Raw genomic sequence first — 15,123 nt, 5'->3', positions numbered from 1 at the left:
ACCGCGCCGTTGGCCGTCATCCTGCTGGGCGGCCTGCGGGAGCTGACCGCACTTGCGGTCGAAGACGGAAAGCCGGTCCGAGAAATCGTGGAGCCGGCCGTGGATGCGTCCGTAGCCCTGCTCGGCCCGCGGCATTAGGTGCCGTCCGCTGCCGTAAATGAATGTGTGGCAAGCCATTCCGGCCCCCATCCGGCGGGACTAAGCTCACCGCAGTCCCCACCCGTTCTGACATGGAGGATTTTCGATGCGGCTCTCGACCCGAAACCAGCTCAGTGGGACCATCACCGAGGTCGAGCTCGGCGCCGTGATGGCCGTGGTGAAGGTGACGCTCGACGGTGGCGATCAGGTCGTCACGTCGTCGGTCACCAAGGACGCCGCGATCGAGCTCGGACTCAAGGTCGGGCAGCCGGCGACCGTGTTCATCAAGTCGACCGAAGTCACCATCGGCGTCGACTAGCGTCACGCCGGCGCGTACGACTCGGCGCGCCACGACACTTCCGTCACGCACACGACACGCCGAAAACCGCCGCCGCAGTTTAAGTTTCGTGGCGCAGAAATGTGCGGACCCGGTCCAGGACCAGATCGGGCCGCTGGTCAACAATCCAGTGGCCGACGCCGTCGACCAGTTCGACCTCGAAATCGTCGATGCGATCGGCATATCCGTCGGTGAGGTCGGGCGTGATCACCGGATCTCTGGTGCCCGTCAGCCAGCGGACCGGGACGTTGACGCGCGCGTGGTTGTATTGGCCGCGCATCCATTTCCGCATCTCTTTGGTTTGGAAGCTGCGATACCAGCGTGAGCCCGCTTCGGCGTGGCCGGGCTGTTGCATGCACTCGAGGTACATGCGGATGTCATCCTCGGGCAGGGTGAAACCACCACCGACCCATGACCCAAGCATCCGGACGAACCGGGAATCGGGATCGCTGATCACCCGCGGCCCGATGACGGGCAGCATAATCGGGATCTGATACCAGAATCGCCAGATATTACGCAGCGTCGCCAGGCCCGGCTTCACCCACGGCGCAACGGTATTCACCCCGAAAAACCCGGTCACCCTCTCCGGATGACGCAGCATCATGATGAATGCGACCGGGCCGCCCCAGTCGTGGGCCACCAGCTTGACCGTCGTGACGCCCAAGTGATCCAGCACCCCGGCCAGATCGTCGGCCATCTCGTCCTTGGTGTAGCTGCTGCGTGGCGCCGAACTCCAGCCCGAGCCGCGCAGGTCCGGACACAGCACCCGGTAGCCGTCGGCGGCCAGCGGCCCGATCAACTCGTGCCATTCCCACCAGTTCTGCGGGAAGCCGTGCACCAGCATCACCGCAGGCCCGTTCGCCGGCCCGGCCTCCGCGACGTGGATCGTCACGCCGTTTCCCAGATCGACGTAGGAGTGTTCGACACCGTCCAGCGCGGGCATAGTGGCCATGAATTGAGAAAGTAGCCGCTCGGAAAGGCTTAGGCCAGAAACCGCTCGACATACGGCGCGAAGCGCTCGCGCAGGCTGCCCTCGTCCAGCCCGAACATCTCGTAGGACGTCTCGACACTCCCCAGTCGCCCGCGCCGGTGGCCTGCGAGGTAGTCGCCGACGGCCGTGCGCACCTCGTCGGTGAACGGTTCGCCGGCCAGGGCGTATACCCGTTGGGCCACTCCGAGTTCGTCGGCCATGAATTCGTCGAACCGGACGTCGATCGAACGGTCTCCTCCGATGGTGTCGCGGTCGCGGATGAGCGCGGTGAGCATCTGATCGAGGCGGTCGATCCAGGACTTGGCGATCTGCTCCACCGGCACCGGCGAGCGGTGCATGCGGGCGGAGTAGGTGATCATCGCGATCATCGACAGCGCCACCGGTACGGGGTCGCGGTGGGTGAACACGACGATGCTGTCGGGGAACACCCGATTAAGCACGGGCACCTGCTCGAGATGTTGGGGTGATTTGAGCAGCCAGCGTCGTCCGCCGCGCAGATACTGCATCGCCCGGAGCTGAGTGGCCAAGTATTGGTAGTGCGGCGTCTGATCGTGGGTCTGGTAGTAGTCACGCCAGCGGGGCACGTCGGCGAGCGTCTCCAGCAGCATCGTGGACACGTCGTTGGCCAGCAGCTGGATCTCTTCGTGGACGTGATCGGTGGTCATCTCGTGCATGAGCGCGAAATGCGGCATCACCATGTTGATCACCCCGACGGCGACGTCCATCCGGGTCCGGCGCGGATCCGGGTCAGCGCCAGCCTCATTCGGCATCGGGAACGGCTCGTTGCTCTCCCAGTACGGCATGGTGCGAAAGGTCGGCGGCGCTGCCAGCATGTTGTGCAGGTGCGTGGTGCCCGTGCGGGGCAGCCCGGCAATGACCACGGGCGAGCGCAGCTCGATGCGGTCGATCTCGGGATGCCGACTCAGCAGGTCCGTCAGTAGCAGCCGGTTCTTCAGGACCTGCAGCAATTGACCGTAGAAGTTCACCACCCCGGCGTCGTGCAGGCCGTCGATCTCGCGCAGCGCGGCGAGGTAGACATCGAGGCGCTCGCGGTAGCCGTCGGGCCCGAAATCGTGCAGGCCGGTGTCGGCGCTGGCGTGCGCGTGCAGCGCGTCGGCATCCAACGGACAGTCGGGGGCCATCGCGGCCATCATGTCCAGAATCTGTTGGCCCTCGGGACTGAATCGGGGCAAGGCGAGGTCGTCAAGGCGAACGTTCACGGCGACTTATGTTACTCTGAGTTTCGTAATGGTAGTAGACTTTGGCAGACCCCGTGATCCCCGGATCGACGCCGCCGTGCTGATCGCGACGGTCGAACTGCTGGCCGAAACCGGTTACCCCGGCCTCCTGGTCTCCGCCATCGCCGAGCGCGCCGGCACCAGCAAGCCCGCGATTTATCGGCGCTGGCCCAGCAAAGCGCACCTGGTGCACGAGGCGGTGTTCCCGATCGGCGCCGGAACCGCCATCCCCGATAGCGGGTCTGCTCCGGACGACCTGCGCGAAATGGTCCGACGCACAATGGCTTTCCTCACGACGCCGGCCGCCAGGGCGGCGCTGCCGGGCCTGATCGGCGAGATGACCGCGGACCCGACGCTGCATTCGGCGCTGCTGCAGCGCTTCGCCGGCGTCATCGGCGGTGGCCTCGCCGACTGGATCGCGGCCGCCGCGGCGCGCGGTGAGGTGCGGCCGGAGGTGAGCGCCGCCGAACTGGCCGAGACCATCGCCGGCATCACGCTGGTAGCCCTGCTCACCCGCGCCACCGAACTCGACGATGCGTGGGTCGATCGCACCACCCGGTTGCTCCTGAAAGGAATCACTGCATGACGCACGAATCGACGGACGCATGGCAGGAACTGCTGAAAACGCTTGGCGAGTTGGACCACGCGTTCATCGAGGGTGACCGTGCCGTCACCGACGACCGGCACGTGGCCGACGGCTATCGCATGCTCGCCGCCACCCTGGGCGTCGCGCTGGACACCTATCTGTTTCCCGAACCGGGTCGTCCGCAGTTCGTCGCGGTGAACACGCCGTTGCGCCGCGACCGCCGCTGGGGTGGGGACAACACCGACGCCTACTACTTCATCTGCCCGGTCGATCCCGCGCGCCGGTACCGCATCAGCGGGAATAAGGGTGACAGCGTGTACTTTTCGGTGACGGCTTACAACGAGCCATCGCCGGGCGCCTGGTCCGATCGGGTGGTCGCGATCGTCCGTGACACCGATCTCGATATCGACGCCGACGGCAACTTCACCTTCGAGTTCCCCGCCACGCCCGAGGCGGCCGTGCTGATGACCCGCGACTATCAGGCCGATCCCCTGACCGGGCGTCCGGTGACGTGGCACATCGAGGCACTTGACGAGCCCGACCCGATCCGGCACGGCGACGCCGAGACCGCGGCGAGCCTGCGCGCGGCCGCGACCTGGTTGCGGACCATGTTCGCCATCGTGCCGCTGGCCGTTGGGAACCGCGTCGACGACCAGCACGCATTGGGGCACCAAACCGCCTATGCCGCAAATGAATTCGCCGATCCCTATCAGGTGCCCGACGCCAACTTCGGCTGGTCGGCACGCGACGCCTGCTACTCCTACGGCAGTTTTGTGCTCGATGACGACGAGGCACTGGTCATCACGCACCGGCCGCCGTCATGCAGGTTCTGGAATCTGGTGGTCTGGAACCAGTTCATGGCAACCTTCGGCGCGCAGGATGCCCGCTGCTCCCTCAACGGCCACAGCGCCGTCGTCAACGGCGACGGCTCGGTGACGGTCGTCTTGTCCCACGGCAAGACGACGCACCCGAATTCGCTTACCGCGCTTGGCTATCCGCGCGGAAACCTGGCATTCCGGTGGTTCCTCGCCGACGGGGTGCCGCAGCGGCCCGAGGTGAAACTCGTCAAGGCGGTCGACGCCCCCACGGCGGCCACCTAGCCCGCCGATTGTGGGGGCATACGTACGAAACCCGCCGCGAATTGGTCCATAAGTCCCACGATTGCGGCTCAACCGACCTCGCGCACCAGCTCGATCGCCCGGCCCAATGTCTCCAGCTTGGCGTCCAGGGAGTCGCCCGCGGGATACAGCCGCACGGTGTTCACGCCGGCATCGCGCCACACCGCCAAGCGCGCGGAGACCATTTGCTCGGTCCCGATGAGCGTGGTGGCCAGCACCATCTCGTCGGTCACCAGGCCGGCCGCCCCGTCGCGGTCGCCGCGCTGCCAGCGCTCGCGCACCGCGGCGGCAACATCTGCCCAACCCTGCCGGCTGTAGGCCCGGTTGTAGAAATTCGTGCTCGCCGATCCCATGCCGCCGAGGCTGAAGGCCAGCTCTTTCTTGCGGCCCGCGACCATGCCGCGCAGCTCGTCTTCGTCTGCGGCGAAGGCGACTTCGGCGCCCTGGCAGACGTCGATGTCGGCGCGAGTGCGGTTCGCGGCTGCCAGCCCCTCATCGAGGTGGGAGAAGTAGGCGTCGCCGGCGCCTTCGGGAACGAAGCTGGTGCCCAGCCAGCCGTCGGCGACGCGCCCGGTCAACCGCAGCATCGCCGGTGACAGGGCGGCCAGGTACACCGGAATGGCGTGCTCCGCGCGGGTCGACAACCGCATCGGCACCGCCTCACCGCCGGGCCGCGGGATTTCCAATACCTCTCCGGCGTAAGCGATCTTCCCCCCGGCGAAGGCCTGCCGCACGATGTCGATCGTTTCGGATATGCGTGCCAGCGGCCTGCTGAACGAGACACCGTGCAGACCCTCGATCACCTGCGGGCCCGAGGCGCCCAGGCCGAGCAGAAACCGCCCGTTCGACAGGTTGGACAGCGTGATCGCGGTCTGGGCGACCGTGACCGGTGACCGCGTGCCGACCTGAAGCACACCGGAACCCAGCAGAATCCGCTCGGTCCGCGCCGCCAGGTAACCGAGCGCCGACGGCGCATCCGCGCCCCACGCCTCGGCCACCCAGCAGACATCCAGCCCCAGTCGCTCCGCCTCGACGACCAACTCCGTGACCTCGGCGACCTCGCTGCCGGCACCGGACAGCTCGACCGTCGTGGCCGTCCGCATCAATGCGCTCCGTGTTCGGCCAGCCGTTTGATGGCCGCCAGGGTTTTTTCGATCGCCCCCTCGAATTCGCGCAGGCGCACGAACACGATCTTCTGTTCCTTGTCGGGCATCGACTCAATCGCTACCGACAGGCCCGAACGACCGGGCCCCATCTGCATCCAGTAGGTCAGGACGGTGCCGCGGTCGCTGGGCGCCAGCCGGAATCGCCACATGGCTGCGGGGTCATCGGGTTGGCCTACGGCCCAGGCGAATTCGTGCGGTTGGTCGCAGGCGACGATCTGCGATGTGCTTTTCCACCGGCCAAACGCGTCATGCTCGTTGTGGCCGATGAACCGAGCGCCGACCCGCGGGCCTTCCGATCCCTCGGCCCATTCCACGGCCTTCAGCTCGTCGCTGAACGCCGGCATCAGCGCGATATCGGAGATCAGGCTCCAGACCCGGGCCGGGTCGGCGTCGATCCACGTCGAAGCTTCCACTGTCGGGGTATCCGCATAGCGCGCGCCGGTCCATTCCACGGACCTCATTGTCCCCCTGTCCGGGCGCGAGGCAATGCCGGCAGCGCGTGGATTTACGCGGCCACCGGCTCGCGCTCGTGGGACTTCTCGGCGCCGGCTTTGGGTGCCCACGAGTCGGGGAAGGTCAGCCGGACGATCTTGCGGACGACGGTGCCGAACTGGCGCAGCAGCGGGCCACGGTTGTACGGGATGCCGTAGCGTTCGCAGATCTCCTGCACCTCGGGCGCGATCTCGGAGTAACGACGGGCCGGCATGTCGGGGAACAGGTGGTGCTCGATTTGGTGTGACAGGTTGCCGGACAACAAGTGAAAGAGCTTGCCGCCGGTCAGATTTGCCGAGCCGAGGACCTGGCGGAAGTACCACATGCCGCGCGACTCGTCCTTGGTTTCTTCGACGGTGAACTCCTGCGTCCCGTCCGGGAAGTGGCCGCAGAAGATGATCATGTACGACCACACATTGCGCATCAGGTTGGCGGTGAGATTACCGGTGAAGACGAACGGCGCGAAGGGTCCGGCCAGCAGCGGGAAAGCGACGTAGTCCTTGAGGGTCTGCCGCCGGGTCTTCTTCCAGATGGCCCGAAGGACTTCCCTCTTGTCCTCGAGCCGGATCTCACCGGAGCGAATTCGCTCGGTCTCCAGCTCGTGCAGGGCGACGCCGTACTGGAACAACACCATCAGCAGGAACGCATACACGGGGTTGCCGAGGAAGTAGGGCTGCCACGGCTGGTCTTCGCTCATCCGCAGAATTCCATAGCCGATGTCGCGGTCCATCCCCACGATGTTGGTGTGGGTGTGGTGCATGTAGTTGTGCGAGTGCCGCCATTGATCGGCCGGGCATGCCGTGTCCCACTCGAAGGTGCGACCGGAGATCGCCGGGTCACGCATCCAGTCGTACTGGCCATGCATGATGTTGTGGCCGATCTCCATGTTGTCCAGGATCTTCGACAGGCCCAGCATCGTGGTGCCCGCCAGCCATGCCGGCGGCAGGAACCCGGCGAACAGCAGCGCCCGGCCGCCGACTTCCAGCGCACGCTGCGCCTTGATGACGCGGCGGATGTAGTCGGCGTCCCGTTCGCCGAGTTCTGCCATCACGCGTTCCTTGATGACGTCGAGTTCGCGGCCGAACGCGTCGGCCTGTTCGCGGGTCAGGGTTATTTTTTGGTTTGACATTGTCTGTCCTCCAAGCGTTTGTGAGCTGTGACGGCTTCTTACAGCGACAGGCGCACGTCGCCGACCGGAACGGACACGCAGATCTGCACGTCCTCATCCGGACCGGTCGAGACCGCACCGGTGACCAGATTTCGCACGGTGCCGGCGGTTTTGCGGCGAGTGCAGGTGTGGCAGATGCCCATCCGGCATCCGTTTTCGGGTGACAGGCCAGCCGTCTCGGCCTGTTCCAGCAGCGACCGCCCGTCGTCGACGACGTCAACACCACTGTCGGAGAAGGTGACTCGTCCACCCGACGGATTCGCCGGCGCGTCGAAGACCGGCGGCACGAAGCTCTCGGTGTACACGTTGTCGCAGTGGGATTGGACGGCCTCGACCAGAGGCGTTGGCCCGCAGACGAATACCGCATCGGGTGACGGCATCGCGGCGGCGAGGTGCTCTGGTCCGAAGCGCCCGGTGAGGTCGCCGTCGTCCGATCGGGTGTAGCCGTGCAGCACCCGCACCCGGGACATCGCGGCCAACTCGTCGCGGTAACAGGCCTCGGCGGGCGTGCGGGCGTAGTGGATAAAGGCGATCTCGCCCGAATGGTCCTGTGCGAGCAGGGTGCGCGCCATCGCCATCACGGGAGTGATGCCGCTACCGCCGGAGATGAAGAGGATGCGCTGCGGGCTCCGCGGTCCGCGCGCCGGCAACGTGAAGTCACCGCCGGTGCCCGTCAAACCGACCACCATGCCGCGGTGGGCGTGTTCGTACAGATAGTTCGAGACCAGGCCGCCCTCGTGCCGACCGATGGTCAACTCGAGACCGGCCGTCCCTTCGGCATTGGCGGGCGAATAGCAGCGGGTGTGCCGGCGGCCGTCGATCTCGACGGTGAGGTTGACGTACTGGCCGGCCTTCAGGGTGTGAGCGGAGAGGAAGGTGTCGTTAGGGGTCAGGGTCAGGGTGACACTGCGCGGGGTGGTCCGGCGCACGTCCGTCACTTTGGCGCGGGCCTCGCCCAGCGTCCAGGTCGGCGCCACCAGTTCGGTGTAACGGTCGACGCCGTGCGGACCGGTCAGCAGGTCTAACAGCTCTGAACCCAATACACGCTGCCGTAGGGTCCGCGCGAGGACTCGGCCAGAAGCTTGAGCGGTTTGAGTGAACATGTGTATACCGTGCGACTGCGGCAGCCATGTCGTCAAGGGTTTACTGCCTGGCTGTGGTAGGGTTCACACAGTGAACAGCCGTACTCCTAGCTCACGCGGGCGCGGCTCTGGCCGAGAGCGCTCGCGCGAAAGCCAGTCACGGGAGGAGCGCAAGGAGGCGACCCGCAGGGCCATCATCGCCGCGGCCCTCAAGCTGTTGCAGGACCGGAGTTTTTCCAGCCTGAGCCTGCGCGAGGTGACCCGTGAGGTCGGGATCGTTCCGGCGGCGTTCTACCGGCATTTCGAATCGATGGAGGCCCTGGGCCTGGTCCTGATCGACGAATCGTTCCGGAGCCTGCGCGATACCCTGCGCGACGCACGAGCCGGCAAGCTCGACCCGAACCGGGTGATCGAGTCCTCGGTCGAGATTCTGGTCGCCAGCGTCGCCGACAGGCGCGAACACTGGCGGCTCATCGGCCGCGAACGCAACAGTGGCCTCTCGGTGCTGCGGTACGCGATTCGCACCGAAATCCGGCTGATCACGTCCGAACTGGCCACCGACCTGGCGCGATTCCCCGGGCTGAACAAGTGGACCACCGAGGATCTCAACGTGCTGGCGACCCTGTTCGTCAATGCGATGATCGTGATCGCGGAGGCTATCGAGGATTCGCAGAGCGCCGAGGCGATTGAGGACATCCGCCGGCTCGCGGTCAAGCAGTTGAGGATGATCGCCACCGGGATTGCCGGCTGGCGAAGCACGCCGTGATCGCGTCGATTGCAGTAAACAGCCGCGCACTGACTTACTCGTCGACAACGTCGTACAGCGAGTCACCGTCCTCAGGGGTGCCGTCGATCTGGCCCCGATGGGCGCGCCGGGGTCTGTCGTCGACCGGCTCGATGGCGTCGGGGACATCGGGCTCCTCGGCGGCCAACCGGGCGTCGAGGGACTCGCCCTCGCGTTCTTCCCTGGCCGTCATGCCGAACTTGTTGGCCTCGCTCCAGGCCTCGGGGGGATCGACGACGATGTCGCCGTCGTCATTGCGCAGTTCGTCGGAGTCGGTACCTTCGCTCGCGTTCAGGGTGTCGCCCGGGCCGCCCTCCTCGGGGAAGTCCGCGGGATCCACCTGATCGTCGGCTTCGGTGTTATCGCTCATGCCGAAACGGTTGCCCGCGCCTTCGGGGGGTTAAACGCGGGTGGGGCCATTCCGCAAGCCGTTACCGCGGCGGTCGCCACATGGCCCATAGGCTCGGACCACCGTCCGGCAGGACGATCTCTCGGGTGACCGTGAAGCCGAATCGCTCGTAATAGGGCACGTTTTCGGGCTTGCTCGACTCGAGATAGGCCGGGCAGTATTCGGCGTCACAGCGGTCCAGCCGCGACCTCATCAACGCCTGACCGAATCCCGTGCCGCGGACGGCTGGATCACTGCCGATCACAGCCAGATACCAGTGCGGTTCCTCGGGATGCAAGCTCTTCATCAAGTCCTGTACCGCGCGTCCACGCATCGATCGAGGGCCAAATACCCGCAGGAAGGTCGGCGTCATCGCCAGCTGCCCGCCCGTCGTCTCCCGCCATTGGCCGGGCGGATCCCACAGCGCCGCCGCGCCGATACCCGCGCCCGCGCTGGCCACCTCCACGCCCCCGCGCGCCAGGTGATGGTGGCGCGTCATCGTCGCGAACAACCGGGACAGCTGCGCGGTCCGCTTGTCCTGATCGGGAAGCAGCCAGATCATCACGGGGTCGTCGTAGAACGCGCGCGCCAGCGTGCGCGAAAGCTCACGGACATCGGCCTTTACTGCCGGTCGGACCTGCGGGGTCATCCGCATCAGGCTAGTGCGTGTGAGCCCAGGTGGGACGGGTATGCCCATCCGGTGACCGGCATCTCGCGGCGAGCATTCGGTCGGGTGGCAGCCGGTGCTGGCATGCTCGGATCCGTCGGGCTCGCCGACGGATGCGCGAAACCGGCTGGCGAGCGTGGCAAGTCCAGCGGTCCACCGCCGCCGCCGGGCAAGGGCGTGGGCTTCGTGCTCTCCCACGAGCAGTTCCGCACCGATCGGCTGGTGGCACAGGCTCAGGCGGCCGAACGGGCCGGTTTTCAGTACGTATGGGCCAGCGACCACATCCAGCCATGGCAGGACAACGAAGGCCACGCGATGTTTCCCTGGCTGACGCTGGCGCTGGTCGGCAGCGGCACCAGCCACGTTTCGCTCGGCACCGGGGTGACCTGTCCGAGCTACCGCTACCACCCCGCCACGGTCGCCCAGGCCTTCGCCTCCCTGGCGATCCTCAACCCGGGCAGGGTGTTTCTGGGGGTGGGCACCGGCGAGCGGCTCAACGAGCAGGCCACCACCAACGCCTACGGCAATTACGCCGAGCGCCACGACCGGCTGGCCGAAGCGATCGACCTCATCCGCCAACTATGGAGCGGCTCGCGAATCTCCTTCTCCGGACGCTATTTTCAGACCAATTCGCTGAAGCTTTACGACGTCCCGGCGACGCCACCGCCGATTTTCGTGGCCGCTGGCGGCCCGAAGAGCGCCAGGCTCGCCGGACAGCGCGGGGATGGCTGGATAACCCAGGCCCACGATGTTACAAATCCAAAACTGTTGGCGGCCTTCGCTGCCGGTGCACAGGACGCCGGCCGTGACGCGGGCACGCTGGGCAAGCGCGCCGAGTTGTTCGCGGTCGTCGGCGACAAAGCCGAGGCGGCCCGGGCCGCCGCGCTGTGGCGTTTCACCGCCGGGGCCGTCGATCAGCCCAATCCCGTGGAGATCCAGCGCGCGGCCGAGTCCAACCCCCTCGATAAGGTGTTGGCCGGCTGGACCGTCGGCGCCGATGCGGCCCGGCACATCGACGCCGTGCAGCGGGTCCTGGACGCCGGTGCCATCCCGTTCCTGCACTTTCCCCAGGACGACCCCGTCGTCGCCATCGACTTTTACCGCGCCAACGTCTTACCGAAATTGCGCTGAACCGGACCGCACGGTTCCGCGAGGTCGGCCAATCATGCAGAATCGGGGTCCGATGGACGTTTCGGACCCGGGGTTCCACCACGAGCTGGCCGTGCGCATGGCCGAGCTCGCCCGTGGGTTGGCCGCACCACGCCGCCTCGAGCAGGTGCTTGCCGAGGTGACCGCGATGGCGGTGGAGGTGATACCGGGAGCTGACGTCGCGGGTGTGCTGCTGGTGAAAAAGGGTGGCGAGTTCGAATCGCTGGCCGACACCGACGGCCTGGCCGCGCAGCTCGACAAACTACAGCACGACTTCGGTGAGGGGCCCTGTGCCGAGGCAGCGCTGCAGGAGACGATCGTGCGCAGCGACGACCTGCGTAGCGAGCCGCGCTGGCCCAAGTACGCGCCGGCGGCGGTGAAGCTCGGCGTGCTCAGCAGCCTGTCCTTCAAGCTTTATACGGCGGACCGCACCGCCGGGGCACTGAACCTGTTCGGCCATCGAGCGAATGTGTGGGACACCGAAAGCGAGACCATAGGGGCGGTGTTCGCCGCGCACGCCGCCGCGGCGATCCTGGCCGGAAGCCATGCGGAACAACTGTATTCGGCGGTATCGACTCGCGACCGCATCGGTCAGGCCAAAGGCATCATCATGGAGCGCTTCGGCGTGGATGATGTGCGGGCCTTCGAGTTGCTGCGGACGCTGTCGCAGGAGAACCAGATGAAACTGGTCGACATCGCCCAACGGATCATCGACACCCGCGGCGAGCGCGAATAGGTCCTTGCCACGGCCGAGGTAATCGCCCGGCTCTAGGATGGGGTGGCTTCTTCAACGAGTCCGGCGCGGCGTTGCGCCGGGGATTGGTTGGCCATCGTGTGGGACTTCGAAACAGACCCCGAATACCAGGCGAAGCTGGACTGGGTCGAAAAGTTCATGACCGAAGAGCTGGAACCGCTCGACCTGGTCGCCCTCGACCCGTACGACAAGAGAAACCCCGAGATGATGGCCATCCTGCGCCCGTTGCAAAAGCAGGTGAAGGACCAGGGACTGTGGGCCGCCCACCTGCGTCCGGAGCTCGGCGGTCAGGGCTTCGGTCAGGTCAAGCTCGCACTACTCAACGAAATCCTCGGGCGTTCCCGTTGGGCGCCTTCGGTCTTCGGCTGTCAGGCACCGGACTCCGGTAACGCCGAGATCCTCGCGCTGTTCGGCACCGACGAGCAGAAGGCCCGTTACCTGCAGCCGTTGCTGGACGGCGAGATCACCTCGTGTTACTCGATGACCGAACCACAGGGTGGTTCGGATCCGGGGATGTTCGTGACGAGCGCGACCCGGGACGGCGACGACTGGGTCATCAACGGGGAGAAGTGGTTTTCCAGCAACGCCAAGCACGCGTCGTTCTTCATCGTCATGGCGGTGACCAAGCCCGACGCGCGCACGTACGACAAGATGTCGCTCTTCATCGTCCCCGGCGAGACTCCGGGCATCGAGATCATTCGGAACGTCGCGGTGGGAGGAGAGTCGGGTAAGCACGGCTCGCACGGATACGTCCGCTACAACGACGTGCGCGTGCCGGCCGACCACGTGCTCGGCGGCGAAGGCTCGGCATTCATGATCGCCCAGACCCGCCTCGGTGGTGGCCGCATCCATCATGCTATGCGAACGATCGCGTTGGCGCGCAAGGCTTTTGACATGATGTGCGAGCGCGCGGTCTCACGCCAGACCCGGCACGGGAAACTGGCCGACTTCCAGATGACCCAGGAGAAGATCGCCGACAGCTGGATCCAGATCGAACAATTTCGGCTGCTGGTGCTGCGCACGGCCTGGCTGATCGACAAGCACCACGACTATCAGAAGGTGCGCCGCGACATCGCGGCGGTGAAAGTGGCGATGCCGCAGGTGCTGCATGACGTCGCGCAGCGGGCCTTGCACCTGCACGGCGCGCTCGGCGTCTCCGACGAGATGCCGTTCGTCAAGATGCTGGTGGCCGCCGAATCGCTGGGCATCGCCGACGGCGCCACCGAGCTGCACAAGATGACGGTCGCCCGCCGGACCCTGCGCGAATATCAGCCGGTGACAACGCCTTTCCCCTCAGCCCATATTCCGACCCGGCGCGCCGAAGCGCAGGCGCGGCTGGCCGAGCGGCTGGAACACGCGGTCGCCGAGTTCTAACGGCGAAACGTCAGGCGACGAAACGAACGACGCTTTCGGCCACACACGCCGGCTTGGCCGAATTCTCGATCTCGACGGTGGTCGAGATGGTCGCCTGCACGGCCCCGTTACCGACGTCATCGACGCTGACCAACGAACTCTTCGCGCGCACCCGCGAGCCGACCGGGACCGGGGCGGGGAAACGAACCTTGTTGAGGCCGTAGTTGATCGCGAGCTTTATGCCGTTGACGGTGTAGATCTGGTGCTGCAGCTGCGGCAGCAGCGCCAACGTCATGAAACCGTGCGCGATGGTCTTGCCGAACGGACCGGACGCTGCCCGCTCCGGGTCGACGTGGATCCACTGATGATCGCCCGTCGCATCGGCGAACAGGTTGACGTCTTCCTGGGTGACGGTGACCCAGTCGCTGTGCCCGAGGTCTTCGCCCGCGGCGGCCGCGAGTTCGGTGACTGATTCGAAGGTGCGCATTGAAATTTTCTCCTTGGTTTCGGCTGCTAACAATAGCGCCGCAGGTGGATGCCCTGGCCATCCGGCTAATGCGCCGCCCTGTTTCGGATGAGCCGTGGAGGGAACCCCTCGGGGACGCCGCGACCACAGAGAAGGACGCCATCATGCCAGATGATAAGGGCCACAAGGCCGAGGAAGACGTGGACGCTGAGACGCACCAGACTCAGTCCCGCGCCGCCGAGGGCGAGGAAGACGGCTCTTATGTGGGCGCTGCCGGTTCGGATGATTCGTTTGATGCCGGTGAGTCGGGCGCCGAAGCCCGCAGCCAAGACGGTTGACTCGCCTTGCGAGCGGTTCCACCCGCTGGTGTGGAACCGCTTATCCGAGCGCGCCGATAGCGTCTTGCAGCCTGGCGGTGGCCTGATCGGCCACGTCCTGCAGAGCTCCCTGCTCGCCGGTCACCTTGACCATGAGTTGGGGGTCCATCGCCTCGACCAGAACGGCATTGGTCTCACCGGCGGGGTCGGACCGCACCACAACGTTGCACGGTAACAACTGGCCGATCTCGCGGTGGATGCCGAGCGCGCGATGCGCGAGCGTCGGGTTGCAGGCGCCCAGGATGAGGTAATTCTCCATGTCCTCGCCGAGCTTTTGCTTCAGCGTGGCTTTGACGTCGATCGTGGTCAGTACGCCAAAACCCTGATCCGCCAGCGCTTTTGTGGTCCGCTCCACCGCATCCTCGAACGAGGTGTGCAGCGTGGTGCGCAAAGCCGATGTCATTCTGTCCTCCTCATGTCAGCGTTGAACGCGTGTCCGCCTAAGCCGCGCGTGCCCGTTGCAGCTGGGCAAACTGCGGAGTCGCGGCCAGGGTCGCGACGGCGTCGAATAGCGCGGTGGCGGCGTCGGGATCCGGAAGCCCGGTCAGCACGGGCCCGAAGAAGGTATGTTCGCCGATCCGCAGAATCGGGCTGCCCCCGGTCTCACCGAGCGCCTTTTGGCCCTCCTCATGCTGGGTCCGGACGAACTCGTCCAGGGATGCGTCCGAGACCGCTGCCGCCAGGGCGCCGCGGGATGGATCGCGGCGTATTTCGCCTTCGGCGAGCGACACTTCGACCGCTCAGAACCTGTCAGCGCCAACCTCGTAGCGCAGGTCTTGATGACGGTCGGGGCCCGCGGCGCCCTGGCGGCAGCGGTCTCGGACGCATCCCTGGACGAGTTCGTCCGGACCCAGCATGAGGAGGGCCAA

General features: G+C 66.1%; 18 protein-coding genes and 2 pseudogenes. 9 read left to right on the top strand and 11 right to left on the bottom strand.

Features of this window, described 5'->3' with window-relative positions; all coding sequences use genetic code 11:
- Positions 1-138: pseudogene (locus A5652_RS12730) on the top strand (TetR/AcrR family transcriptional regulator); the annotation flags it as partial.
- 106 nt (positions 139-244) lie between these two features.
- Positions 245-457, top strand: a complete 213-nt coding sequence (locus tag A5652_RS12725) for a molybdopterin-binding protein (RefSeq protein ID WP_067351371.1) — start codon at positions 245-247, stop codon at positions 455-457.
- Positions 458-536: 79 nt separating this feature from the next.
- Here A5652_RS12725 and A5652_RS12720 read toward each other — a convergent pair whose 3' ends face one another.
- Both A5652_RS12720 and A5652_RS12715 read right to left on the bottom strand, forming a co-directional pair.
- On the bottom strand, positions 537-1,427 hold the full coding sequence (locus tag A5652_RS12720) for an alpha/beta fold hydrolase (RefSeq protein ID WP_067351368.1): 891 nt from the start codon (positions 1,425-1,427) through the stop codon (positions 537-539).
- A 29-nt stretch (positions 1,428-1,456) separates the two neighbouring features.
- Complete coding sequence (locus A5652_RS12715) at positions 1,457-2,686, bottom strand: sulfotransferase (RefSeq protein ID WP_067351365.1); 1,230 nt, start codon at positions 2,684-2,686, stop codon at positions 1,457-1,459.
- A 28-nt stretch (positions 2,687-2,714) separates the two neighbouring features.
- On the opposite strand from A5652_RS12715, the gene A5652_RS12710 reads away from it, so the two are divergent.
- Together A5652_RS12710 and A5652_RS12705 are read left to right on the top strand one after the other, a co-directional pair.
- On the top strand, positions 2,715-3,290 hold the full coding sequence (locus A5652_RS12710; RefSeq protein WP_067351362.1) for a TetR/AcrR family transcriptional regulator: 576 nt from the start codon (positions 2,715-2,717) through the stop codon (positions 3,288-3,290).
- On the top strand, positions 3,287-4,390 hold the full coding sequence (locus A5652_RS12705; protein ID WP_067351359.1) for a DUF1214 domain-containing protein: 1,104 nt from the start codon (positions 3,287-3,289) through the stop codon (positions 4,388-4,390). Before A5652_RS12710 ends, A5652_RS12705 begins: the two co-directional genes overlap by 4 nt.
- Before the next feature lie 68 nt (positions 4,391-4,458).
- Here A5652_RS12705 and A5652_RS12700 read toward each other — a convergent pair whose 3' ends face one another.
- From A5652_RS12700 to A5652_RS12685, 4 genes are read right to left on the bottom strand one after another with little or no spacing between them, the layout of a single operon-like run.
- Positions 4,459-5,511 carry an LLM class flavin-dependent oxidoreductase gene (locus tag A5652_RS12700; protein WP_067351356.1) on the bottom strand — a complete coding sequence of 351 codons (1,053 nt, stop codon included), beginning with the start codon at positions 5,509-5,511 and terminating at the stop codon, positions 4,459-4,461.
- Positions 5,511-6,035 carry an SRPBCC family protein gene (locus A5652_RS12695; protein WP_197513942.1) on the bottom strand — a complete coding sequence of 175 codons (525 nt, stop codon included), beginning with the start codon at positions 6,033-6,035 and terminating at the stop codon, positions 5,511-5,513. The genes A5652_RS12700 and A5652_RS12695 overlap by 1 nt, the downstream gene beginning before the upstream one ends.
- Positions 6,036-6,079: 44 nt before the next feature.
- Positions 6,080-7,195 (bottom strand): acyl-CoA desaturase, encoded by a 1,116-nt coding sequence (locus A5652_RS12690; protein WP_067351350.1) that lies wholly within the window; start codon positions 7,193-7,195, stop codon positions 6,080-6,082.
- Positions 7,196-7,233: 38 nt separating this feature from the next.
- A complete protein-coding gene (locus tag A5652_RS12685; protein WP_067351347.1) occupies positions 7,234-8,337 on the bottom strand; it encodes a ferredoxin reductase in 1,104 nt (367 codons plus the stop codon).
- Between the two features lie 70 nt (positions 8,338-8,407).
- Here A5652_RS12685 and A5652_RS12680 point away from each other — a divergent pair, with 70 nt between their 5' ends.
- Complete coding sequence (locus A5652_RS12680; protein WP_067351344.1) at positions 8,408-9,082, top strand: TetR family transcriptional regulator; 675 nt, start codon at positions 8,408-8,410, stop codon at positions 9,080-9,082.
- A 34-nt stretch (positions 9,083-9,116) separates the two neighbouring features.
- Here A5652_RS12680 and A5652_RS12675 read toward each other — a convergent pair whose 3' ends face one another.
- Entirely contained in the window at positions 9,117-9,470 is a 354-nt protein-coding gene (locus A5652_RS12675) for a hypothetical protein (RefSeq protein WP_067351340.1), read from the bottom strand.
- A gap of 61 nt (positions 9,471-9,531) precedes the next feature.
- Positions 9,532-10,137: a GNAT family N-acetyltransferase gene (locus tag A5652_RS12670; protein ID WP_067351376.1), complete on the bottom strand. Its 606-nt coding sequence runs from the start codon at positions 10,135-10,137 to the stop codon at positions 9,532-9,534.
- A gap of 51 nt (positions 10,138-10,188) precedes the next feature.
- Between A5652_RS12670 and A5652_RS12665 the strand changes: the two genes are divergently transcribed.
- The 3 genes from A5652_RS12665 (at position 10,189) to A5652_RS12655 (ending at position 13,432) form a co-directional block, all read left to right on the top strand.
- Positions 10,189-11,286 (top strand): F420-dependent hydroxymycolic acid dehydrogenase, encoded by a 1,098-nt coding sequence (locus tag A5652_RS12665; RefSeq protein WP_067351337.1) that lies wholly within the window; start codon positions 10,189-10,191, stop codon positions 11,284-11,286.
- A 52-nt stretch (positions 11,287-11,338) separates the two neighbouring features.
- Complete coding sequence (locus A5652_RS12660; RefSeq protein ID WP_067351334.1) at positions 11,339-12,040, top strand: GAF and ANTAR domain-containing protein; 702 nt, start codon at positions 11,339-11,341, stop codon at positions 12,038-12,040.
- A gap of 96 nt (positions 12,041-12,136) precedes the next feature.
- The gene (locus A5652_RS12655) at positions 12,137-13,432 is read left to right on the top strand and encodes an acyl-CoA dehydrogenase family protein (RefSeq protein WP_067351374.1); all 1,296 of its coding nucleotides are present in this window, start codon (positions 12,137-12,139) and stop codon (positions 13,430-13,432) included.
- Between the two features lie 10 nt (positions 13,433-13,442).
- Here the strand turns inward: A5652_RS12655 and A5652_RS12650 are convergent, their stop codons facing one another.
- Positions 13,443-13,898 carry a MaoC family dehydratase gene (locus tag A5652_RS12650; protein WP_067351333.1) on the bottom strand — a complete coding sequence of 152 codons (456 nt, stop codon included), beginning with the start codon at positions 13,896-13,898 and terminating at the stop codon, positions 13,443-13,445.
- A 143-nt stretch (positions 13,899-14,041) separates the two neighbouring features.
- Here A5652_RS12650 and A5652_RS28090 point away from each other — a divergent pair, with 143 nt between their 5' ends.
- Positions 14,042-14,215 carry a hypothetical protein gene (locus A5652_RS28090; protein WP_197513941.1) on the top strand — a complete coding sequence of 58 codons (174 nt, stop codon included), beginning with the start codon at positions 14,042-14,044 and terminating at the stop codon, positions 14,213-14,215.
- 40 nt (positions 14,216-14,255) lie between these two features.
- Here the strand turns inward: A5652_RS28090 and A5652_RS12640 are convergent, their stop codons facing one another.
- Positions 14,256-14,657, bottom strand: a complete 402-nt coding sequence (locus A5652_RS12640; RefSeq protein WP_067351327.1) for a DUF302 domain-containing protein — start codon at positions 14,655-14,657, stop codon at positions 14,256-14,258.
- A 37-nt stretch (positions 14,658-14,694) separates the two neighbouring features.
- Positions 14,695-14,925 (bottom strand): annotated as a pseudogene (locus tag A5652_RS12635) (hypothetical protein); the annotation flags it as partial.
- Between the last annotated feature and the right edge of the window lie 198 nt (positions 14,926-15,123).

This window comes from Mycobacterium sp. 1165178.9 (genome assembly GCF_001673555.1).
GTDB lineage: Bacteria > Actinomycetota > Actinomycetes > Mycobacteriales > Mycobacteriaceae > Mycobacterium.
Note: the sequence above shows the minus strand (reverse complement) of the source record. Positions and strands in the feature narration are given on the sequence as shown.